24 protein-coding genes are annotated in these 22246 nt (G+C 63.1%); 14 read left to right on the forward strand and 10 right to left on the reverse strand.

All coding sequences use genetic code 11. The features are described from left to right. Nucleotides 1-229: 229 nt before the first annotated feature. The 10 genes from rplL to ABIG06_RS35415 form a co-directional block, all read right to left on the reverse strand. A complete protein-coding gene (gene rplL / locus ABIG06_RS35370; RefSeq protein WP_124157674.1) occupies nt 230-607 on the reverse strand; it encodes a 50S ribosomal protein L7/L12 in 378 nt (125 codons plus the stop codon). Between the two features lie 54 nt (nt 608-661). Next, nucleotides 662-1180 (reverse strand): 50S ribosomal protein L10, encoded by a 519-nt coding sequence (rplJ, locus tag ABIG06_RS35375; RefSeq protein ID WP_370140311.1) that lies wholly within the window; start codon nt 1178-1180, stop codon nt 662-664. A 585-nt stretch (nt 1181-1765) separates the two neighbouring features. Next, nucleotides 1766-2719, reverse strand: a complete 954-nt coding sequence (locus ABIG06_RS35380; RefSeq protein WP_124157672.1) for a 2-hydroxyacid dehydrogenase — start codon at nt 2717-2719, stop codon at nt 1766-1768. Nucleotides 2720-2809: 90 nt separating this feature from the next. Further along, nucleotides 2810-3502 (reverse strand): 50S ribosomal protein L1, encoded by a 693-nt coding sequence (rplA, locus tag ABIG06_RS35385; protein ID WP_018647230.1) that lies wholly within the window; start codon nt 3500-3502, stop codon nt 2810-2812. Between the two features lie 6 nt (nt 3503-3508). Further along, nucleotides 3509-3937, reverse strand: coding sequence for a 50S ribosomal protein L11 (gene rplK / locus ABIG06_RS35390; protein WP_011088164.1), 429 nt, complete (start codon nt 3935-3937; stop codon nt 3509-3511). Nucleotides 3938-4164: 227 nt separating this feature from the next. Then, a complete protein-coding gene (gene nusG / locus ABIG06_RS35395) occupies nt 4165-4719 on the reverse strand; it encodes a transcription termination/antitermination protein NusG (protein WP_018647229.1) in 555 nt (184 codons plus the stop codon). After that, nucleotides 4719-4910: a preprotein translocase subunit SecE gene (secE, locus tag ABIG06_RS35400; protein WP_007602984.1), complete on the reverse strand. Its 192-nt coding sequence runs from the start codon at nt 4908-4910 to the stop codon at nt 4719-4721. Before secE ends, nusG begins: the two co-directional genes overlap by 1 nt. 342 nt (nt 4911-5252) lie before the next feature. Next, complete coding sequence (locus tag ABIG06_RS35405) at nt 5253-6521, reverse strand: methyltransferase domain-containing protein (RefSeq protein WP_370140312.1); 1269 nt, start codon at nt 6519-6521, stop codon at nt 5253-5255. 82 nt (nt 6522-6603) lie between these two features. Further along, a complete protein-coding gene (locus ABIG06_RS35410) occupies nt 6604-7590 on the reverse strand; it encodes a lysylphosphatidylglycerol synthase transmembrane domain-containing protein (protein ID WP_370140313.1) in 987 nt (328 codons plus the stop codon). 48 nt (nt 7591-7638) lie between these two features. Then, complete coding sequence (locus ABIG06_RS35415) at nt 7639-8226, reverse strand: SIS domain-containing protein (protein WP_370140314.1); 588 nt, start codon at nt 8224-8226, stop codon at nt 7639-7641. 165 nt (nt 8227-8391) lie between these two features. Here ABIG06_RS35415 and ABIG06_RS35420 point away from each other — a divergent pair, with 165 nt between their 5' ends. The 14 genes from ABIG06_RS35420 (at nt 8392) to ABIG06_RS35485 (ending at nt 21971) form a co-directional block, all read left to right on the forward strand. Next, nucleotides 8392-9420: an SDR family oxidoreductase gene (locus tag ABIG06_RS35420; protein ID WP_370140315.1), complete on the forward strand. Its 1029-nt coding sequence runs from the start codon at nt 8392-8394 to the stop codon at nt 9418-9420. 84 nt (nt 9421-9504) lie between these two features. Beyond that, entirely contained in the window at nt 9505-11070 is a 1566-nt protein-coding gene (locus tag ABIG06_RS35425) for a PfkB family carbohydrate kinase (RefSeq protein WP_370140316.1), read from the forward strand. A 28-nt stretch (nt 11071-11098) separates the two neighbouring features. After that, nucleotides 11099-12100, forward strand: coding sequence for an NAD-dependent epimerase/dehydratase family protein (locus ABIG06_RS35430; RefSeq protein ID WP_370140317.1), 1002 nt, complete (start codon nt 11099-11101; stop codon nt 12098-12100). Between the two features lie 5 nt (nt 12101-12105). Then, complete coding sequence (locus ABIG06_RS35435) at nt 12106-12717, forward strand: hypothetical protein (protein WP_424578548.1); 612 nt, start codon at nt 12106-12108, stop codon at nt 12715-12717. Next, on the forward strand, nt 12714-13751 hold the full coding sequence (locus tag ABIG06_RS35440; protein ID WP_370140319.1) for an aminoglycoside phosphotransferase family protein: 1038 nt from the start codon (nt 12714-12716) through the stop codon (nt 13749-13751). The genes ABIG06_RS35435 and ABIG06_RS35440 overlap by 4 nt, the downstream gene beginning before the upstream one ends. Continuing rightward, a complete protein-coding gene (locus ABIG06_RS35445) occupies nt 13726-14574 on the forward strand; it encodes a transketolase (RefSeq protein ID WP_424578549.1) in 849 nt (282 codons plus the stop codon). The genes ABIG06_RS35440 and ABIG06_RS35445 overlap by 26 nt, the downstream gene beginning before the upstream one ends. A 10-nt stretch (nt 14575-14584) precedes the next feature. Beyond that, entirely contained in the window at nt 14585-15544 is a 960-nt protein-coding gene (locus tag ABIG06_RS35450; protein WP_370140321.1) for a transketolase family protein, read from the forward strand. 8 nt (nt 15545-15552) lie between these two features. Then, nucleotides 15553-16659: a DegT/DnrJ/EryC1/StrS family aminotransferase gene (locus ABIG06_RS35455; protein WP_370140322.1), complete on the forward strand. Its 1107-nt coding sequence runs from the start codon at nt 15553-15555 to the stop codon at nt 16657-16659. Next, a complete protein-coding gene (locus tag ABIG06_RS35460) occupies nt 16649-17767 on the forward strand; it encodes a DegT/DnrJ/EryC1/StrS family aminotransferase (protein ID WP_370140323.1) in 1119 nt (372 codons plus the stop codon). Before ABIG06_RS35455 ends, ABIG06_RS35460 begins: the two co-directional genes overlap by 11 nt. Then, the gene (locus ABIG06_RS35465) at nt 17764-18570 is read left to right on the forward strand and encodes a sporadic carbohydrate cluster 2OG-Fe(II) oxygenase (protein WP_370140324.1); all 807 of its coding nucleotides are present in this window, start codon (nt 17764-17766) and stop codon (nt 18568-18570) included. Before ABIG06_RS35460 ends, ABIG06_RS35465 begins: the two co-directional genes overlap by 4 nt. Further along, complete coding sequence (locus ABIG06_RS35470) at nt 18563-18955, forward strand: LIC12192 family sporadic carbohydrate cluster protein (RefSeq protein WP_124157659.1); 393 nt, start codon at nt 18563-18565, stop codon at nt 18953-18955. The genes ABIG06_RS35465 and ABIG06_RS35470 overlap by 8 nt, the downstream gene beginning before the upstream one ends. A 25-nt stretch (nt 18956-18980) precedes the next feature. Further along, the gene (locus ABIG06_RS35475) at nt 18981-19646 is read left to right on the forward strand and encodes a class I SAM-dependent methyltransferase (protein WP_370140325.1); all 666 of its coding nucleotides are present in this window, start codon (nt 18981-18983) and stop codon (nt 19644-19646) included. A 25-nt stretch (nt 19647-19671) separates the two neighbouring features. Then, nucleotides 19672-20196, forward strand: coding sequence for a WbuC family cupin fold metalloprotein (locus tag ABIG06_RS35480; RefSeq protein WP_370140326.1), 525 nt, complete (start codon nt 19672-19674; stop codon nt 20194-20196). 17 nt (nt 20197-20213) lie between these two features. After that, on the forward strand, nt 20214-21971 hold the full coding sequence (locus ABIG06_RS35485) for a hypothetical protein (RefSeq protein ID WP_370140327.1): 1758 nt from the start codon (nt 20214-20216) through the stop codon (nt 21969-21971). Nucleotides 21972-22246: the final 275 nt, after the last annotated feature.

Genomic DNA, 22246 nt, shown 5'->3' on the forward strand with positions numbered 1-22246 from the left:
GGGAAATCCGACATCCCTGCCCACCGCGCTTTCGTGCTGCCGACCCGATATGGGGCGACAATAGTGTAGATTCGAGGGTTAGGCCCTCAAATCCCCACACTTTTTCGTGTTCGGCCTGCGTCGGGAGGTTCCGTCGCACGCCTTTTGCATCTGGCCCACCCTCTTGAGGAGCGGACCGGGATCCCGGTCCTCGCCGATGCGCGGCCGGGATCCCGCCAGCAAGCGTTGCTTACTTGAGCTCGACCTTGGCGCCGGCCTTCTCGATCTGCGCCTTGATCTTCTCGGCTTCTTCCTTGTTCACGCCTTCCTTCAGCGGCTTCGGAGCACCCTCGACGAGGTCCTTTGCTTCCTTCAGGCCAAGACCGGTGATGGCGCGGACTTCCTTGATGACCTCGATCTTCTTGTCGCCGGCGCTGGCGAGAACGACCGTGAACTCGGTCTTCTCTTCCGCCGGAGCGGCGGCAGCGCCACCAGCAGCCGGGCCGGCCACGGCGACAGCCGCGGCAGCCGAAACGCCCCACTTCTCTTCGAGGAGCTTCGCGAGTTCGGCAGCTTCGAGCACGGTGAGGCTCGAGAGGTCGTCAACGATCTTCTGCAAGTCAGCCATTGTTCAGTTTCCTTGAGTGTAAGTCTGGTTCGGGTTTGAGTTTTGCGAAGGGCGTCAGGCCGCTTCGCCCTTTGAGGCATGAGCCTGGATGACGCGTGCGAGCTTGCCCGCGGGCGCGTTGGCGAGCTGGGCCAGCTTGGTCGCCGGGGCCACGATGAGGCCGACGATCTTGCCGCGCAGTTCGTCAAGCGACGGCAGCGAGGCAAGCGCCTTCACGCCGTCGACATTCAGGACGGTCTTCCCCATCGAGCCGCCGATGATGACGAACTTTTCGTTCGCCTTGGCGAATTCGATGGCGACCTTCGGCGCCGCTACCGGATCGTTGGAAGTCGCGATCACGGTCGGCCCCTTCAACATGGGGCCGATGGCAACGACGTCGGTGCCTTCAAGAGCAATTTTGGCGAGACGGTTCTTCGAGACCTTCACCGAGGCGCCAGCCTGCTTCATCTGCGTGCGCAGCTTCTGCATTTGGGCGACGGTGAGGCCGGAATATTGAGCAACGATCGCGACGCTCGTGGTCTTGAAGACCTCGTTGAGCTGTTCGACCGCTTCTTTTTTTGCCGCTCGTTCCACAGCAAGCTCTCTCCGGTTGGCGGTCATCGCGAGAAGCGGGACCGCCGGGTTGCACCCATCGTCCCGCCCGAACCTGAACCTCCGGGCCAAAAACCCATCGGACACGCCGGGCAAGACGACAATTCAAAGCCTGCCCTCCGGGAGTCCCCTTGGAGACCCACGGCGTGTCGAGGTCCGAACCAGACCCGTTTCGCGAACCCAACCGTTAAGCTGGGCGCGACGTGAAATCCGGTCTTCACCCGTCTATGCAGGCCATGCGATTAAGCCGTTGAGAAATCGAAATTTCCCGCAGGCGCCTGCAGTCTTGGACAGGACGAGGCCAGCCGGCGAACCGTCCGACCTCTGCCCGCACCCCGACCAACCGACGGGTTTTCCTTCCTTTCCGGGCAAATCCTTGCGGACGTCCTGAAAAGGAATGATCTCCTGTCATGCCGGTTTTCGGAATGCGTGCACGAACGCGCCAGCCGAGGCCGGTACGTTCGGAGGCGGTTCTTTAACCGCTCTGGGCCTGCTTGCCAAGAGCAAAATTCACACCAGTTCCAGTCGATTGCCGGTCAGGCTTGGTCTCGGCCAACAAGGCCCGATTCAGGCCGATTTGACTGCGTAAGGAAGCGGCTTGCCCTCGAAGAACGCGGTCAAGTTCGCCAGCACGCAGTTCTGCATGGCAACGTGCGAATCCAGGGTGTGGCCGCCGATATGCGGAGCGAATACCACGTTCGGCAGCGCCGTCAGCGCATCAGGGGTGTGCGGCTCCGTCGCAAAGACGTCGAGGCCGGCGCCGGCTATGGCGTTGTCAGCGAGCGCCGCGACCAGGGCTTTCTCGTCTACGACTGAGCCGCGGGAGACGTTGACGACATAGCCGTCCGCGCCGAGGCGCCGAAGAATATCAGCATTGACGACATGCTGGGTCTCGGCCCCTGCCCGGACCGCGATCATGAGCACGCTGCACCAGTCGGCCAGCGCCTCCAGAGACGGAAAATATCGATAGGGCAGGTCGTATTGGGTGCGGCTGAAATAGCCGACCTCGGTCTCAAAAGCCGCGCAGCGCGCGGCTATCTTGCGGCCGATCTCGCCCATGCCGTAGACGCCGATGCGGCGGCCGGGCATGCCGGCCTGGGGCCGCATCATCGCCGACTGTTTTGACGCCGCCCAGTCGCCACTGCGGACATATTGGTCGGCGGCCAGGAGCCGCCGCGTCGCCGCGAGCATCAGAGTCATCGCGATGTCGGCGACCGAGGCCGCATTGGCGCCCGGACTGTGGCCGATGGCGATATTGCGCGCGGCGGCCGCCTTCAGGTCGACGCCGTCATAACCGGTGCCGTAGCAGACGATGGCGCCGAGCTTTGGAAACAGGTCCATCGCCTCCGCGCCGAGCGGGGTGCCGCCCGCCGTCAGCATCGCGCGGATGCCGCCGAGCTCATCCGCCGAAAACACCTCCCGCGCCGGCTTGCCAGCGGTGTCGAGCAGCTCGAACCGCTCGGCAAAACGCGCCATCATCGTCTTCGGAAAACGCGAGTAGATCAGGACCTTGTCAGCCATTGTTCTTGTTTCCGGTCAACGCCGCCACAAACGACGAGGGGCGGAATCGGTTGCCCAATTCCGCCCCACGCCTCATGTCATTTCGAAATCTCAGCCGAGAATGGTGCCCGGCTCGACCTTCACGCCGGGGCCCATCGTCGAGGACACCGCAACGCGCTGGATGTAGGTGCCCTTGGAACCGGCCGGCTTCGCCTTGGAGACAGCATCGGCGAGAGCCTTGATGTTCTCGACCAGCTTCTCCTCGGAGAACGAGGCCTTGCCGACGCCGGCTTGCAGGATGCCTGCCTTCTCGACGCGGAACTCGACTGAGCCGCCCTTGGCACCCTTCACCGCACCGGTGACGTCCATGGTAACGGTGCCGATCTTGGGGTTCGGCATCAGGCCGCGCGGGCCGAGCACCTTACCCAACCGGCCGACCAGCGGCATCATGTCGGGGGTAGCGATGCAGCGGTCGAAATCGATCGAGCCGTTCTGCACCTTCTCGACCAGGTCCTCGGCGCCGACGACGTCGGCACCCGCGGCCTTGGCCTCATCGGCCTTGGCGCCGCGGGCGAACACGCCGACGCGGAGCGTACGGCCGGTGCCGTTCGGCAGGGTCACGACACCGCGGACCATCTGGTCTGCATGACGCGGATCGACGCCGAGATTGATCGCGACCTCGATGGTCTCGTCGAACTTCGCCTTGGCGCGTTCCTTGACCATCTTGATGGCGTCCGCGAGCGGGTAAAGCTTTTCGCGGTCAATGCCTTCGCGGGCTTTGTTCAAACGCTTTCCGATTGCCATGACCGCTTACCCCGCAACTTCCAGACCCATCGAACGGGCCGAGCCCTCGACCATCTTCATGGCCGATTCGATGGTGTCGCAATTCAGATCCTTCATCTTCTTCTCGGCGATCTCGCGCACCTGCGCCTTGGTCACCTTGCCGGCCTTGTCACGGCCCGGCGCCTTCGAGCCGGACTGGATCTTGGCGGCCTGCTTGAGGAAGTAGGACATCGGCGGCGTCTTCATCTCGAAGGTGAAGGAACGGTCCGCATAGATGGTGATGATCACCGGGATCGGGGTGTTCTTCTCTTCCTTCTGGGTCTGGGCGTTGAACGCCTTGCAGAACTCCATGATGTTGAGACCGCGCTGACCAAGCGCGGGACCGATCGGGGGCGAAGGATTCGCCGCACCGGCCGGGACCTGAAGCTTCAGGTATCCGGTCACTTTCTTTGCCATGTATCACTCCTGTTGTGCCGGCATGCCGCCGGCGGTTCAGGTTCGTGGTCGGGATCGATGTGCGGCTGGCAACCGCCCTCGTCCTCCCACGGCCTCTCCTGGAGACGTCCCCGCCTCCACTCCTCCCGTCATGCCCGGACTTGATCCGGGCCATCCATCACTCTTCGCAAAAGCATTCTTGCGAAGCAGATGGATTGCCGGGTCAAGCCCGGCAATGACAGCTCGAGTCAGACCTTCTCGACCTGACCGAATTCCAACTCGACAGGCGTCGCGCGGCCGAAGATCGACACCGCGACCTTCACGCGCGAGCGCGCCTCGTCGATTTCCTCGACCACACCCGAGAACGAGGCGAACGGGCCATCGGCCACGCGGACATTCTCGCCGATCTCGAACGACACCGACGCCTTCGGGCGTTCCACGCCCTCCTGCACCTGGTGCAGGATGCGCATGGCCTCGGCCTCCGAGATCGGCATCGGCTTGTTTTCCGCGCCGAGGAAGCCCGTCACCTTCGGCGTGTTCTTGATCAGGTGGAACGCCTCGTCGGTCAGCTTCATCTTCACCAGCACATAGCCCGGGAAGAACTTGCGCTCGGCATCGATCTTGCGGCCGCGGCGCACCTCCGTGACCTTCTCGGTCGGAACCAGCACCAGCTCGAACAGTTCCTCGAGCCCGCGCTGCTTGGCCTGCTCGCGGATCGATTCGGCGACCTTCTTCTCGAAGTTCGAATAGGCGTGAACGATGTACCAGCGCTTGTCGGACACTTGAGCGGTTGCTGTTGCCATCAGTGAATGCCCAGGAGGAAGGTGATGAGGACACGGATGATCTGGTCGGCGGCGAAGAAGAAGATCGAGGCGACGGCGACCATGACGAAGACCATGATCGTGGTGATCGTGGTCTCACGACGGGTCGGCCAGGTGACTTTGGCGGTCTCCGAGCGCACTTCTTGCAAGAACTTGAACGGGCTGACTGCCATCGTTTGATGTCCAACGTCCGTCGACAGACGCGAATGAATTTCGGGGATCCGAACAGCCGCCGTTGGCCCAGCCCTCTGTCTCGAAGGATGAGCCGGAAATCGGGCTCGATTGTTCGGGGATTTCAAAGCCGCGCCGGAGATCCGCGTCTAACGGGCCGGCTGCGAGTGCGGGGTAGATACTGCGGATGGGGCCAAAGGTCAAGGTATCGGAGCTGATACGGGCAAGCCGGCGTGCTTGGCGCCCGTGCCCAGTCCAAGCGGATCAAGGGTCTATTTTCCCCGTCCCAGCGGAGGCGAGATCAGCGTCCGCCCGGGTCCTCCCCGGCCAGCCCGCCGCCCGGGTCAGTCGGTCCGGTCGACCATGGAAACACCCGGGAGCGGCACCACGAACTTTCCACCCTCAGCGAAATAGCGGGCGTGCTTGGCCCGGATCGGATCGACATAGCGCCAGGCGAAGACCACGACGAACGCAGGCTTGCGCTCGTAAAGGGCAGCCGGGGGCAGGATCGGAATATCGTAGCCCGGGCCCGCCATCACGTTTCCCTTCTTGGGGTCGTCGTCCACCAGGAAGTCGATCTTGTTCTCCAGGCCGAACTGCGGCAGCAGCGTCGTAGTGCCGACCGAGACACCGTAGCCGGCGACCAGCTGCCCCCGCGCATGGGCGGCATCGGCCATGGCGACCAGTTCGTCGCGGATGGCCGCGATCCTCTTCACATAGGGCGCGTAATAGGCCGGCTGATCGACGCCGAGCCGGTCTTCCTCGGCGATGAACTTCGCGACCTCCGCGGACGGCTTCTTCGCACCGCCGGCGCGCTGGACCGTCACGCGGATCGAGCCGCCCTTGGTCCAGATGTGCTGGACGTCAATCACTTCCATGCCGAGCCGCGCAAAGAAGCGCGTCAACGGCTTGATGTTAAAATACGATAGATGCTCATGATAGACGGTGTCGAGCAGGTTCTTCTCGGTGACATCGACGCCGTACTGCGTCTCGAAGACGAACAATCCGTCCGGCGCGAGTACGTCGCGAACCCCGATCACCAGCGGATCGAGATTGTCGACATTGGCGATCATGTTGTTGGCGATCACGACGCTCGCCGCACCATGGCTCTGCAGGATGCGGCGCCCGATGGCATCGGTGAAGAAATCGCCGATGGTCTCGATCCCGGCTTCCGTCGCACGCCGCGCAATGTCGACGGCGGGATCGACGCCGAGCACCCGCATGCCACGCTCCTTGAAGAAGCCGAGCAGCGATCCGTCGTTGCTTCCGAGCTCGACGACCAGCGAGCCGGGCGCGACGCCGAAGCGACTGACGACGTCGTTGGCATAGTCTGCGAAATGCTCCCGCAGGCCCAGCGAGAGCGAGGTGGTATAGACGTAGTTGCGGTACTGGATATCCGGATTGCCGACATGGAGAATCTGGAGGTGGCCGCAGTCCCTGCACAGATGCAGCGCCATCGGTACCGCAGCCCGGAAAACAGGATCGTCGACGCTGGCGTTCGGCACCTGGAAGTTCGGCGTGCCGATGGGCATGCCTGCCATCGGGACGACCAGCTCCTGCTTGTCCGAATGGCAGAGGCGGCAAGTATGGCGGACGTAGAACAGGTTTTTCATCGTGGAACCGAAATGTGAGATACGCGAGCGAGTGAGACAATCCCACCCTGTGAAGACCAGATCGGCAACGGGCTCAAGCAGGTCATGAGTGGCTCGAGACTTCGGTGCCCTGCCCCAGCGCGAAGCCTGGCCCCTCCTCCGCCGCCTTGGCGGCCCTGTCCGCGGAATACGACCCGCGCTCCGGACTGGCCAGCCAGATCACGCCGCCGAGGAGCCCGATGATCACGCTGATGGCACCCAGCAGAAGCGAAACCGATAGCGCCTCCTCGGACGGCACACCTGCCAAACCAAGGCAGGCGACCATTGCCCCCTCACGCACACCCCAGCCGCTGATCGAGATCGGAACGGCCGTCAACAACACGACCGGCGGGATCAAGATGCCCGCGTCCAGCACGGAAAGCTGCGCTCCGACGCCGCGCGCCAAGGCGTAGCAGGCCGCTGCCGTCACGAGATGGATGAGGAGCGCAGATCCGAACAGCAAACCTCGGCGCTCGGATTGCAGCAGAAGAAACCTGACGAGCGTTCCGAACCGGACGAAGCTTGCGATCGCGGGAAGCGCAATGAGGCGTTTCGGCAGACGGTCGAGCGTCAACAGGACCACGGTGCCGGCGACGCCCGCCAGCGTCAGTCCGCCGATGGCCAGGATCGCGGCCGGATTGGACACGCGTGACAGCAGAAACGGCAATCCGGCCACCATCAGCACGATCAGCCCGATCAACGCCGTGAAGCGGTCTGCCGCAACGCCCTTGACCGCCCCCGACCACTGCACGCCACGTTGGCGGAGCAGCCACATCCGCACCGCGTCCCCGCCTACCGACGAGGGCAACACCTGATTGAACCAGAGGCTGATCATGAGGATCCGCCAGCCGGCGAACCAGTCCAGCGACACGCCGAGCGCGCGCATGATCAGCTCCCACCGGCCGTTGAGGACGAAGGTCTGAAAGAAGATCAGCGCCAGGGCGACGACGAACAGGACGGGATCGACGGAGACGAGACGAGTTCGCAATTGGCCCAGGTCGAGACCACGCGCGATGTAGACCAGCACCGCGACCGACAGCAGCAGCTTCACCGAAAACAGGGCCGCATGCTTGAATCGCGACTGCATCGGATGCCCGCCTCAGGCCGCCGGATATTCCGCACGACCGATGACGAGGTCGATTGCGGCCATCATCCAGAACTGGTGCGTGGTCTCGACAATGTTGTAGCTGCGGCTGTCGACCCAGAAATTAACGTCGCCGAGATTGCGCAGCGGATTCTCCCCATTCATGCCCGACAGGGTGATCACGTCGAGCTTCATCCTGCGCGCCTGCGCAACCGCATTCAGAATGTTCTTCGAACGTCCCGACGAGCTGATCGCGACGAGGCAATCGCCGGCGCGGGCATTCAGGCGTACTGCGTGCGCGATCCAGTCCTCGAAGCCGTAATCGTTGGCTAGGCACGACATCATGCTCGCATCGCTGAAGCAGAGTGCAGGCACCGACGCATTCTTCGCCAGATCGATCGCCAGATGCGAGGCGATGCCGGCCGAGCCACCATTACCGATGAAAATGACGCGACCGCCCTGCTCTCGCGTGCGCAACCAGGACGCGCGCGTGGCGGAGATCCTGGCAAAAATACCGTCGTCGATCGCCGTCGCGCGATGCAGGCGTCCCACGTAATCGTCGAGGAAAGCCTTGTGATCGGGATCGACGGACTCGGCGGGCATGGGCTGGCGGCTCGATTGCAACATGATCGGGTGATACCGGCTATTACCAAGGATTGCAAAGGTATAATACTTGCAAAGTTTGCGAGCGGCTGGTAGTCGGCTTTCGGGTTTCACTCAACATTGGCGAGCCTGTTTCGCTGGGCATTCGCGTCACGGATGTTCCCCATGAAATGTATTGTTACTGGCGGCGCCGGCTTCATCGGAAGTCACCTCGTCGATCGGCTGCTCGATGACGGCAACGAGGTCATTGCGCTCGATAATTTCGTGATCGGACGCGCCGAAAATCTGGCCGGGCGCGCCAATTCAAGCCAGCTGAAGGTGGTGCGGGCGGACGTCACCGACCTCGACTCGATCAAACCGTATTTCCACGGTGTCGACTGGGTCTTCCATCTCGCGGCGCTGGCGGACATCGTTCCCTCGATCGAGTCCCCGATCCCGTATCACCGGGCCAACATCGACGGAACGGTCAACGTTCTCGAGGCTGCGCGGCATGCGGGCGTCAGCCGCTTCGTCTATGCGGCCTCATCGTCCTGCTACGGTATTCCCGATGTCTATCCGACGCCGGAGAGCGCCGAGATCCGGCCGATGTATCCCTACGCGCTCACAAAGAATCTCGGCGAACAGTGCGTCATGCACTGGTGTCAGGTTTACAAGCTGCCCGCTGTCGCGCTGCGCCTGTTCAATGTGTTCGGACCGCGCCATCGCACCACCGGCACCTATGGTGCCGTGTTCGGCGTGTTCATGGCGCAGAAGCTCGCGGGCAAGCCCTTCACTGTGGTCGGCGATGGCGAGCAGACCCGCGACTTCACCTTCGTCAGCGATGTCGCCGATGCCTTCGTGACCGCCGCGCGCTCCGATGTCTCGCACGAAATATTCAACGTCGGTTCGGACAACACCTACAGCGTCAACCGGCTGGTCGAGCTTCTCGGCGGCGCCAAGGTCCACATTCCCAAGCGTCCCGGCGAGCCCGACTGCACCTACGCCGACATCACCAAGATCAAGCGGGTCCTGAAATGGACGCCGAAGGTGAAGTTCGAGGACGGCGTCGCGACGATGCTGACGTCTATGGACCAATACAGGGACGCGCCCCTGTGGACTGTGGACAAGATCGCCGACGCCACCAAGGACTGGTTCAAATATCTCGGTGACGGCGGCGATGCGGCGTCCGGCACTCCGCAGAAGGCGGGCCGTTGAGCAGATTCGTTCGACCTCGACGTCCGCGCCGCCGACCAATCATTTCCGGGCCGGCTAGACCGACCTGCGCTTTGGATAATTCACATGGATAATGCTCCGACTGAAAAGCCGACAGTCCATCCGGCACCGCACCAGAAGATCAAGACGATCGAGGAACTGGGCGAGATCGCGCGGGCCGCTCAGGCCGAGGGCCGGAGCGTTGCGCTCTGCCACGGCGTGTTCGATCTCGTGCATCTCGGCCACGTCCGACACATCCTGGCGGCACGCAACGAGGCCGATGTGGTCATCGTGACCGTCACGGCGGACCGCTTCGTCAATAAGGGCCCGGGACGGCCGATCTTTCCGGAGAACATGCGTGCCGAGATGCTCGCCGCGCTCGGCACCGTCGATTGGGTCGGCATCAACCGGACATCGAGCGCCGAGCCGATCCTCGATACCGTGCGCCCCGACATCTACGTGAAGGGCTCCGACTACGAGAATCCCGAAGATGACGTCACCGGCAAGATCGCTGTCGAGCGGGAGGTCGTCGAACGCCATGGCGGCCGCATCGTCTTCACGCGCGACGTGACCTTCAGCTCGTCGTCGCTGATGAACCGCTATTTCGACATCTACGATCCTCCTCTGCGCGATTACCTCCAGAAGGTACGCGAAGGCGGTGGCGCCGAGCGCCTGCTGAAGCTGATCGACAAGATTCAGGACATGCATGTCGTGCTGGTCGGCGATACCATCATCGACGAATACCAGTACGTCACGGCGCTCGGAAAGGCCTCGAAGGAGAACATTGTCGCCACTCTGTTCAAGAACGGCGAGCAATTTGCCGGCGGCGTCATTGCCGCAGCCAATCACGTGGCGAGCTTCTGCAAGTCGGTGGAGATCGTCACGACACTGGGTGGCAACGACTACCCTGAAGAGTTCATCCGCGCGCATGTCCGCCCGAATGTCACGCTCACCCCGATCCGCATTCAGGGTCGCCCGACCACCCGCAAATTGCGGTACGTCGAGATGGGCTATCTGCACAAGCTGTTCGAAGTCTACACCATGGACGACACGCCGCTCGACGAAGCCGAGCGCAAGGAGATCGACCGTGTCACCGCCGAGCGCGTGCGCGGCGGTGACGTGGTCATCGTCACCGATTTCGGTCACGGCATGATCGCACCCAGCACGATCGACACGCTGATCGCGAACTCCAAATTCCTGGCGGTCAACGCCCAGAGCAACAGCGGAAACCACGGCTACAATCTGATCACGAAGTATCCGCGCGCCGACTACGTCTGCATCGACGCGCCGGAAGCGCGCCTGGCGGCCACCGACAAGTTCAACGACATCGCGTCGGTGATTCAGGACCGCCTGCACCGTAAGATCGATTGCGACAACATGATCATCACGCACGGCTCCTTCGGCTGCTACCCCTTCTCGTCGAAGACCGGCGTCGCGCGCGTGCCCGCCTTCACCAAGACCGTCGTGGATACCGTCGGTGCCGGCGATGCCTTCCTGACGATCACGGCGCCGCTGGTGGCAGCCGGCGGCAACATCGAGGACGTCGCCTTCATCGGCAACGCGGCGGGTGCGATCAAGGTGGGCATCGTCGGCCACCGCAGCTCGGTCGAAAAGGCGCCGCTGGTCAAATTTGTCACCGCGTTGTTGAAGTGACGCGAACGGGGAAATCTGGAGAACGACAGTGATTGGTCAGAAATGGAATGTGATGGTTACCGGCGGCGCCGGCTATGTCGGCAGCGTGCTGGTTCCCCGATTGCTGGCGGCGGGCCACAAGGTCACCGTGCTCGACCTGTTCATGTATGGCGAGGACGTGTTCAACGGGGTCCGCGACAATCCCAATCTGCGCCTGATCAAGGGCGACATCCGCGACGAGGCCGCGATCAACGAGGCCCTACGCGGCAACGATGCTGTGATCCACCTCGCATGCATCTCCAACGACCCCTCGTTCGAGCTGGATCCGGCGCTCGGCAAGTCCATCAATTACGACTGCTTCCGTCCGATGGTGCGGGCTGCGAAGAAGGCCGGCATCAAGCGCTTCATCTATGCCTCCTCCTCGAGCGTCTATGGCATCAAGGACGAGGCCGAGGTGACCGAGGAGCTGTCCTGCGAGCCGCTCACGGACTACTCGAAGTTCAAGGCGATGTGCGAGACCGACCTTGCCGAGGAAGCCGCATCCGGCTTCGTCACCTGCACGGTTCGCCCGGCCACCGTCTGCGGCTACGCACCGCGGCAGCGGCTCGACGTCGTCGTCAACATCCTGACCAATCTCGCGGTCAACACCGGCCGCATCCGCGTATTCGGCGGAACGCAGAAGCGGCCCAACCTGCACATCGAGGACATGTCCGCGGCCTATCTGTTCCTGCTCCAGCAGGAAGACGCGAAGATCGACGGCAAGACCTATAACATCGGCTACGAGAACCACTCGCTGATGAAGATCGCCGACATCGTCAAATCGGTGGTCGGAAGCAATGTCGACGTGGCCGTCGAGCCGACCGACGATCTCCGTTCCTATCACGTCTCCTCGGAGAAGATCCGCCGCGAGCTCGGATTTGCGCCGACGCACACGATCGAACAGGCCGTGTCCGGTCTCGTCGACGCCTTCAAGGCCGGCCGCCTGCCGAACTCGCTCAACGACCCCAGGTATTTCAACATCAAGATGATGCAGAACATCAGCCTGAAGTGAGCGGCGTGCGGATCGGCATCGACTTCGACAACACGATCATCTGCTACGACAAGGTCTTTGCCGCCGTCGCGCGGCAGCGTGGGCTGGTGCCGGAGGGCTGGGACGGGCTGAAGACCGAGGTGCGGGATTATCTGCGGTCCCGCGCCGGCGGCGAGCTTGCCTGGCAAGGATTGCAAGGCTTCGTCTATGGCAAGGGAATTGGCGGCGCCGAGATCTATCCTGGAGTCCGCCAGTTTCTCGCAACGTGTCGCAAGGCCGGCGCGAGCGTCTATATCGTCAGCCACAAGACGCAGTTCGGCCATCAGGATTCCGACCGTGTCGACTTGCGCGAAGCCGCGCGCGGCTGGTTGAGGGATGCGGGTCTCATCGACGCCGCCGGTGCGGCGCTGGCCATAGGCAATATCTACTTCGAGGACACGCTGGCGGCCAAGGTCGAGCGGCTTGCGAGCCTGCAACTGGACATCTTCATTGACGATCTCGTCGATGTCTTCGAGCAGCCGCATTTTCCGAAGACGACGCGATCGATCCTGTTCACGCAGTCGCGGCCTCCCCATCCTGATCATTGCGAGCCGATTGCGACCTGGGCCGATATCCACCGCGGAGTGTTCGCGCAATGAGCGAGCCGGACATCAGCGTCCAGGACGCGGTCTCGATCGGCAGCCGCCTTTCTGGCGCGCGGGTCGCGTCCGCCCAGCCGGCGCGGTCCGGCGGCAACAACCGGGTGTTTCGGCTGGAGATGGTGGACGGACCGCCCCTCGCTCTCAAGCACTATCCGTCCGATGGACGTGATCGCCTGGGACAGGAATACGACGCGCTCTCGTTTCTGTCGCACCACGGCATCATCTCGACGCCGCGGCCGATCGCGAAAGATCCGGCTGCGTTCTGCGCGTTGTATCAATGGTTCGACGGTGATGCGGCGGTCCTGCATCCCCGGGACGATGATGCCGACCAGCTGGCCGATTTCCTGATCGAGTTGCAAAAGCTGCGCAACGCGGACGGCGCGCGGAATTTGCGGAACGCATCAGCCAGCATCTTTTCGCCCGAGGAAGCCATCGCGCAGTACGAGCAGCGCCTTGACGGACTACGTCGCGCATCGCAGGACCATCCGGACCTGCGCGCGTTCATGGACGGCAGCCTGGTTCCCAGCACCGCCATCGCGATCCGGCAGCTCCGTCGGCGCTATGCGGAACTGGGCCTGGATCCCGCGGCGGATCTCGCACCAACCCATCGCGCATTGAGCCCGTCGGATTTCGGGCTGCACAACGCGCTGCGCGCCGACGACGGCAGACTGCGATTTATCGACTTCGAATATTTCGGCTGGGACGATCCGGTCAAGCTCGTGTCCGACACCGCGATCCATCCCGGCAGCGATCTGCCCGAGGCCGGCGCGAACCGATTGATCGGACGGCTTTCGCACGCCTTCGAAGCTGGGGATGACGCGTTTGCGATCCGCCGTGACGTACTGTATCCTGTGTTCGGGGCGATTTGGTGCCTGATTGTCCTGAATGCCTATTTGCCGGAAAGCCGCTCCCGGCGCGCTCTGGCTGCGCAAGGTGGCGATCTGACGGTCCGCCTTGCCGGCCAGCTCGACAAAGCCCGCCGGCTCCATCAAACGATTTGCCAACGTGATCCAGATCTCACCCCACGCTGAAGCCGCTCTCACCTGCCCGCTGGACGAGCGCAGCCTTTATTTGCGCCGCCTGGTCCTCGGTTCTGTCCGCTCGGCCGGACGCGGACATGTCGGTCCGGCCCTGTCGCTGATCGAGATGGTTCGCGTGCTCTATGACGATGTGTTGCGGATCGATCCGAAGAATCCGCGCGATCCCAATCGCGACCGCGCGATCCTCAGCAAGGGACATGGTTGTCTGGCGCTCTATGCGCTCTTGGCCGATCGCGGCTTCTTCCCTCTGTCGGAGCTGGACGGCTTCTGCGGCACCGACAGCATCCTGGGCGGACATCCCGAATACGGCATGGTGCCGGGGGTCGAGGCCTCGACCGGCGCGCTCGGCCATGGCCTGTCGATCGGTGTCGGCCTCGCGCTTGCCGCGCGCATGCGCGAGCGCAGCTACCGGACCTTCGTGCTGCTCGGCGACGGCGAGATCAACGAAGGATCGGTGTGGGAAGCCGCCCTGGGCGCGGCCAAGCACGGGCTCGACAACCTGATCGCGATGATCGACTACAACAAGCTCCAGAGCTACGGGCCGACCGACTACGTCCTGCCGCTGGAGCCGCTTGCGGACAAATGGCGCAGCTTCGGCTTTGCCGTGCAGGAGCTCAACGGCCACGACGTCGGTGCCCTGCGCACCGTCCTGAAGCAGGTCCCGGCCGTTCCGGGCAAACCTACCGCGATCATCTGCCATACCGTCAAGGGCAAGGGTCTGCCGGCTGCGGAATCCAACGCCGATTGGCATCACAAGAACAAGCTGACCGATAGCGAGCTCGACGCCATCCGCGTCGCCGTCGGCGATTTTTGATCGGCTCCCCATGCGCAACACCGCCATGAACATGGTCCACAAGCTCGCCGCGCGCGACGAGCGTGTGCTTTACATCGGCTCCGATCCCGGCGCGGGCACCTTGCGCGCGATGAGCAAGGAGTTTCCCAAGCGCCATCTGATCGAGGGTATCTCGGAAGCGCACATCATCGGCATGTCGGCCGGTCTCGCGATGGAGGGCTTCGTGCCCTACGTCAACACCATCGCGACCTTTCTCACCCGGCGCTGCTACGAACAGGTAGCCGTCGACCTCTGCCTGCACAATCTGCCGGTGCGGCTGATCGCCAATGGCGGCGGACTCGTCTACGCGCCGCTCGGGCCCACTCACCAGGCGATCGAGGACATCGCCATCATGCGGGCGCTGCCGAACATGACGGTGATCTGCCCGTGCGACGCCGATGAGGCGGCGCGCATGATGGAGCAGACGCCCGACTGGAAAGGTCCGATCTACATCCGACTCGGCAAGGGCGGCGATGCCATCGTCTCCAAGGCCGAGCACGGCTTTGAGATCGGCAAAGCCATCCTGATGCGGCCGCCCGGCGACGTCCTCATGGTGACCACCGGCATCATGCTCCAGCGCGCCCTCGCTGCGGCCGACCTGCTGGCCGCGCAAGGCATTCGCGCCGGCATCCTGCACATGCACACCGTGAAACCGCTCGACACCGCGGCGCTGCTGCAGGCGGTCCGCGGCACCAGGCTCGTGGCGACGCTGGAGGAGCACGTGCCCTCCGGCGGACTCGGCAGCGCGGTCGCAGAGGCGTTGATCGACAAGCTCGGCTTCGGCCTCCCTGCGATGCTGCGTCTGTCGCTGCCGGACCGCTTCATGCACAATTACGGCTCGCAGGACTCGCTGTTGAAGAAGCATGGCCTTTCCGCTGGCGCCATCGCGACCTCGATCGAGCATGCGCTCGCCGCCTCGCACACCTCCTCTCCTCAACTTCATTCCACCTGACGGGTCACATGTACGACGTTCGATATTCCTATCTGCTCGAGCAATTCGCCGACCCCGCTCCGATCCTGGCCGAGATCGGCCGGCTGGTGGCGACCGGTGACTTCACCCTTGGCAAGCCCGTCGCCGAATTCGAGAAGCGCTTTGCCGAGCTGATCGGCGTGCGTCACGCCATCGGCGTTGGATCGGGCACCGACGCGCTCAAGCTGCCGCTCAAGGCGCTCGGCATCGGCCATGGCGACGAGGTCATCACCGCGGCCAACACGTTCATCGCCACGGTCGGCGCGATCGCGGAGACCGGCGCGACGCCCGTGCTGGTCGATTGCGACGATTCCTTCTGCATGAATGTCGACTACGTCGAAGCCGCGATCACCAAGAAAACCAAGGCGATCATGCCGGTCCAGCTGACCGGCGAGGTCACCGACATGGGCAAGCTGATGGCGATCGCCCAGCGCCACAACATCCCCGTGGTCGAGGATGCCTGCCAGGGCATCCTGTCGGAGTTCGCGGGAAAGCGCTCCGGCACCCACGGCATCGCCGCCGGCTTCTCCCTGCATCCGCTCAAGAACCTCAACGTCTGGGGCGATGCCGGCGTCGTCGTCACCAATGACGACGGCATGAACGAGAAGCTCCGGCTGATCCGCAACCACGGCATGAAGAACCGCGACGAGATCTCGATCCTCGGCTGCAACTCGCGGCTCGATTCCCTACAGGCCGTGGTCGGCAACTGGCTGATCGGTCAGACCAGCGAGATCACGCGCCGCAGAATCGAAAATGCGGCCTATTACGATGCGGGGCTTGCCGGCCTGCCCGGCCTGCGCATCCCGCCGCGCCGGCCCAACGTGAAGCACGTCTACCATCTCTACATGGTGTTCGCCGAACGACGCGACGAGCTCTACAAATACTGCCTGGACAACGGCATCGAGGCCAAGATCCACTATCCGATCCCGCTGTATCAGCAAGAAGGCCTCAAGCATCTCGGCTACGCGCCCGGCACCTTCCCGGTCACCGACCGCCACGCGAAGGAAGTCATCAGCTTCCCGGTGGACCAGCATCTGACGCGCGCCCAGCAGGACCGCGTCATCGAGACCGTCCGGAAGTTCTGCCATGGACGCTGACACCGCCCGCCGGCGCATCGGTTACGTCAATCTTCCCGCGCAATTCGAGGAAGAGCGCGGCGAGATCATGCAGGCGGTGGAGGGCGTGTTCCAGCGCGGCGATTTCATCGGCGGGGCGGCGGTTGCAAAGCTCGAGGAGGAATTGTCCGCCTATCTAGGCTCGCCGCATGTCGTGACGCTGAATTCCGGCACCGACGCGCTGATCCTCGCCATGCGGGCGCTCAACATCGGCCCCGGCGACGAGGTCATCACCCCGCCGAATTCGTTCGTGGCATCGACCGCCGCGATCATCGCGGTCGGCGCCACGCCGGTGTTTGCGGACGTGCTGCCGGACCAGAACATCGATCCTGCCGCGGTCGAGGCTGCCGTCACGTCGCGCACCAAGGCAATCATGCCGGTGCATCTGACCGGGCGCATGGCCGACATGACCCCGCTGATGGCGATCGCGAACAAGCACGCGCTCGCCGTGATCGAGGACAGCGCCCAGGCGATCGGCTCGACCTATGACGGCCGGATGAGTGGCACCATCGGCACGTTCGGCTGCTTCTCCGCCCACCCCTTGAAGAATCTCAACGCCGCGGGCGATGCCGGTTTCCTCGTCACCGCCGACGCCGATCTCGCCGCGCGAGTCCGCCGGCTGCGCAATCACGGCCTCATCAACCGCAGCGACGTCCAGGAATGGGGGATCGTGTCCCGGCTCGACACGCTTCAGGCCGAGGTGCTGCGCATTCGGCTGCGCCACCTGCCTTCGGTGATCGAACGCCGGCGGCGCAACGCCGCCCAATATCGTGCCGAGCTCGCCGGCCTGCCCCTGTTCATTCCGCCCTGCCGCAACATCGAGTTCAACACGTTCCACACCTTCGTCGTGCAGACCGACCGTCGCAACGATTTCCAGAAATATCTTGCCGACAAAGGCATCGAGACCGCGATCCACTATCCGGTCCCGATCCACCTGCAGCCGGCAGCGGCGCATCTGGGTCATGGTCGCGGCGCGTTCCCGGTGACGGAACGGCAGGCGGACCAGATCCTCACGCTTCCCATCAACCAGTTCCTGTCGGTCGCCGACATCAGCTATATTTGCGCGACCGCCCGGGAGTATTTTGCATGACGGACACGGACTTCCTGCACGCTGACGAGCAGGCGCTGGCGCAGCGCTTCATCGACGATGGCTTCGTCACCACCCCGGCCGACGATCGGACCGGGCTCGACCGGATCCAGCGTCGTGCTGCCGAGCTCGCGGCGGACTATCTGAAGCTGCCGCACAGCAACGATCCCTACGCGATGCTGGACACGATCCACACGCGGGTGACCGTGGATGATCTCAACGGCCTGCGGCTGCACGTCTTCAACGGCCTCAACGCCGAGCCCTGGTTCCGCCCGACCTATTTCCGCCTGGCGCGCTCGACGATCGAGACCATCGTCGGCAACGAGCTCTGCATGCAGCGCCGCGTCAATCTCAGCATCCAGCTCCCCGGAGACAGCTCCTCGCTGCTCGCAACTCACTCCGACGTCTGGTCGGGCGACTCGCCGTTCGAGGTCGTGGTGTGGGTGCCGCTGGTCGATGTCCGCCGCACCAAATCGATGTATCTGCTGCCGCCGTCCCTCAACGGCGAGATGCAGGACCGCATGGCGGCCTTACGCAGCGCCGAAGAGCTGTACAAGACCATCAAGCCGCACGCTATCTTCATCGAGATTCCCTACGGTCACGTGATGCTGTTCAACCAGACCCTGATGCACGGCAATCGCGTCAACGAGGAAGCCGGCACGCGCTGGAGCATGAACTGCCGCTTCAAGAGCATCATGTCGCCCTACGCGGACAAGCGCTTCGGCGAGTTCTTCGAGCCGATCCTGCTGCGCCCCGCAACCCGGGTCGGCATGCAATACAAGCTGCCGGGAGGCTTCCATGGCTGAGAGAACCGGCCATCGCGGCTATATCGGCGCCAGGCCGCTGAACGGCAGCCGCACCCCGCAGCACGTCCAGAACATCGTGATCCGCGACTATGCGCGGCGCAAGAACCTGCACTATCTGTTGAGCGCCGCCGAGCACACCATGCCCGGCAGCTACATGGTGCTGGAGGACATCCTGGACGAGCTGCCGCGGCTGCGTGGTCTGATTCTCTACAGCATTTTCATGCTGCCGCCCGACGAGGCACGGCGGCGGCAGATCTATGACCGCGTGCTGCGCGAGGGCTGCGACCTCCACGCAGCAGTCGAGGAGATCACGCTCTCGTCGCAGAAAGACATCCAGGCCGTCGAGGACATTCTGCTCGTCAATAAGTTCGCGACGATCCTTTGACGATGCCGCGGATCGGTTGGCCCCTATGACCGCGATCAACCTGCTCCAGCCGATGCACGCATCGACAAGGCGGAACTACGTCCAGCGCGTGGTCGAGCATGACAAGGCGGAATCCGCCACCGTCGCGCGGCAATGGGGACGCGACTACTGGGATGGCGACCGGCGCTACGGCTATGGCGGCTATCGCTATGACGGTCGGTGGCGGCCGCTGGCCCAGACCCTCATCGATCGCTACGGCATCAAGCCCGGCATGAGCGTTCTCGACGTCGGCTGCGGCAAGGGCTACCTGCTCTACGAGTTCACCCAGCTCGTCCCCGACCTCAGAATAGCCGGCATCGACATCTCCGACTACGGCATCGCCAATGCCAAGGAAGAGGTGCGGCCGCTGTTGACTGTCGGCAGCGCCGTCGAGCTCCCCTATCCCGATCACAGCTTCGATCTCGTGGTGTCGCTCGGCGTGCTGCACAATCTTCCGCTCGAGGACGTGTTCCGCGCGGTGCCCGAGATCGAGCGCGTCGGACGCGGCGCCTCGAAATATCTGATGGTCGAGTCCTTCCGCAACGAGCGCGAGAAGGCCAATCTGCTTTACTGGCAGCTCACCTGCCTGAGCTTCCACGGTCCGGAAACATGGGCCTGGATCTACGACAAATGCGGATACCGGGGCGACCATGGGTTCATTTTCTTCGAATGAAGCAGGCCGGCGCCGGCCGACCTCGTTGCGCGCGCAAAATGCGGAGGTGTTCTATTCGGACGACGCCATCGTGACGGCGGACGACGCCACGATCGCGGAGCTGAAGCGTATCGCCGCCGGCAACCCACGTCTGCGCAGTCGGCTGTGCACGCATCCCGATCCCTCCACTGGCCTGCACGAGATGCTGATCGTGCATCATCGCGAGGCCTATGTGCGGCCCCACAAGCACTTTGGCAAACCTGAATCGTTTCACCTGATCGAGGGTACTGCGCAGGTCGTGATCTTCGAGGACGACGGCCGAATTCGCGACGTGCTCGAGATGGCACCCTACGGCCAAGGCGCCCTCTGCTATTACCGGATGCCCGAGAAGGTCTTCCATTCGATCCTGATCACCTCGGAGTGGCTGGTGTTTCACGAAACCACCGCCGGCCCGTTCGATCCGTCCCGCACCGCATTTCCCGACTGGGCACCCGATGGCAGCGACGCTGCCGCGGTCCAGGACTACGTTACAAAGATCAGTGCGCTCGCTGCAGAACATCGGGGCGGCTGAGACAAGGCCTGGGGACGATGGACGAGTCTGCCAATTCCGATAAATTCTGCATGACGGCGACAGAAGCCGCGGCTCTCCGACGGCGATCCCGACCGGGCATCGGATTTGTCTACGCGGGCCTCGCTCTTGCTGCCATTGCAAGCGCGCCAGCGCTGCTCGCGCGTGAGGTCTTCGGCGACGACTGGACCGTCTATTACATCTATTGGACCGAAGGCTCAGCCGGCGTTGCCCGCGTGCTGTGGGAGTCGGCACACGCCGGCTTCACGATTCCCATGACGCTGTTCGTCTGGCTCCTGAACGATACTCCCGACGTCGCCGCACGCTTCGCTGGACTCGCTTGCCATCTTGTGAACGGCGTATTGCTCTATTCCGTCCTATCGCGGTCAGCTCTAACAAGAATGATCGCGGCACTTGTTACCGCCCTGTTCTTGCTCAGCGCGTTCTATGCAATTCGCCTGACTCAAAATGCGGTCTATGATTTCTTCCTGCTCTTCTATCTGCTGTCTTATGAGCTGTCCTATTCGAAGGTCCGCGCGCTTCGATGGGCCGCGCCATTTAGTCTGCTTTTCTCGTTGTCGCTCGAGACTCTGATCGCTCTCGAACCGCTCCGCGTCGTGCTTGCGTGGTCTAGCTCCGAACATTGGAGGCAGAAGCTCACGCGTCTTGTGCCGTTCTGGCTGGCTGTTGCAGCCATGATCGTTCTGCGACTGACAATTCTGGGGAAGAGCGGTCACTACGCCGGACAATATAGTTTCGCGAACGATTTCACGATCATAGGCAATGCGCTGTATGCTCATCTCATGGCTTTCCCGCGCGGCCTGAGCTACGCCTACTCTCACGGGTTCGCGCTGCTGGGGCGTCCCGTTTCCGCGGTACTGACATTGGCCGCGATCACCGTGTGTGCTCTGTTCTCTTCGACCGCATTATGGACCCCCTGGGTACTGAACAGCCGCTCGACCAGGAATGCGACATTTGTGCTGCTGATGTTGGGAGCCGCGATCGCCCTCATTGGCGCGCTGCCCTACGCACTTACCGGAATTTATGGCGACGTGACGCGGGGCGAGTCGAGGCTGCTCTTTCCCTCGCAGTTTGGCGTCTTGATCCTGATGGCGACTGTTGTACAGGCAATTCCGGGATTGCGCGTACGCGCTGGGGTCGCGGGGGGCTTGATCGCGATCTGCGCATTCTCGTTGGCTCACGATTCCAAATGGTTGCTCTACGACGGGTTATTCAGTAGCGACATGCTGCGGCAAGTTCGAGCAGCTTTGCTCGCGGATCCCGAGCCAAAGGTGGTGAAGCTCCAGGTCGAGAATTCGCACGTGTTCTCGTTCCGCTCACGATGCCTTGGCGCCAATGATATGAACGTGGCGCAGATGATCTTGCGCGACGAAAATCGCGAGCGGTCGTTCGTCTATACTGATTATTGCGGGGATTTCACCGATCCTCATTTCGTCGTGAACGGCAACTGCCCGGTCTCCTATCTCGAGACCTTTCCTTGTCCGCCCCGCCGCGAGACCTGGCGTTATCGCGCCGCACCGGGACTTCCGCGGCCCGACGACATTGGCTTCGTCGCGTTGCTGACAGCGGTCCTCGGAAACAACCTCTCGGCCACGGAAGGCCGCGGTGAACTGATGCAGCTGAAGGACGGAGAGCCCGCGCCTTTGGCGAGAGCCGAGTATCGGCCACCTTGCAACCGGTCCGGCGTCCGTGCGTCGGCCTGGTTACTGGCTCTCCCCGCTCCCGCATGTGAAAGTGCCGCCTCTGGAGGTCGCTAGACCGCGCTTCACCATGATCGAGCCGGCACGCGCGTACCGGACTTTTGGTCCAAAAAGAACAAGCATGCCGTCAGCCATGGAGAGTTCCAGCGCCCATCATTCCAGACGCGAACATGCCATGGCGGAAACAACCACGGGCTTCGCGGGATTGTTCAAGGAACGCTGCGGTGGTAGAAGCGCGGCGCAAGGGGAAGTTGAGGCAATTGGGGACTGGACGTGATTTCAGAGAGAGTTAGATTTTCCGCTGTGTTCGACGCAGCCTGCTCCCCGACTTC

Source organism: Bradyrhizobium sp. USDA 326 (assembly GCF_049739485.1).
In the GTDB taxonomy this organism is placed as follows: domain Bacteria; phylum Pseudomonadota; class Alphaproteobacteria; order Rhizobiales; family Xanthobacteraceae; genus Bradyrhizobium.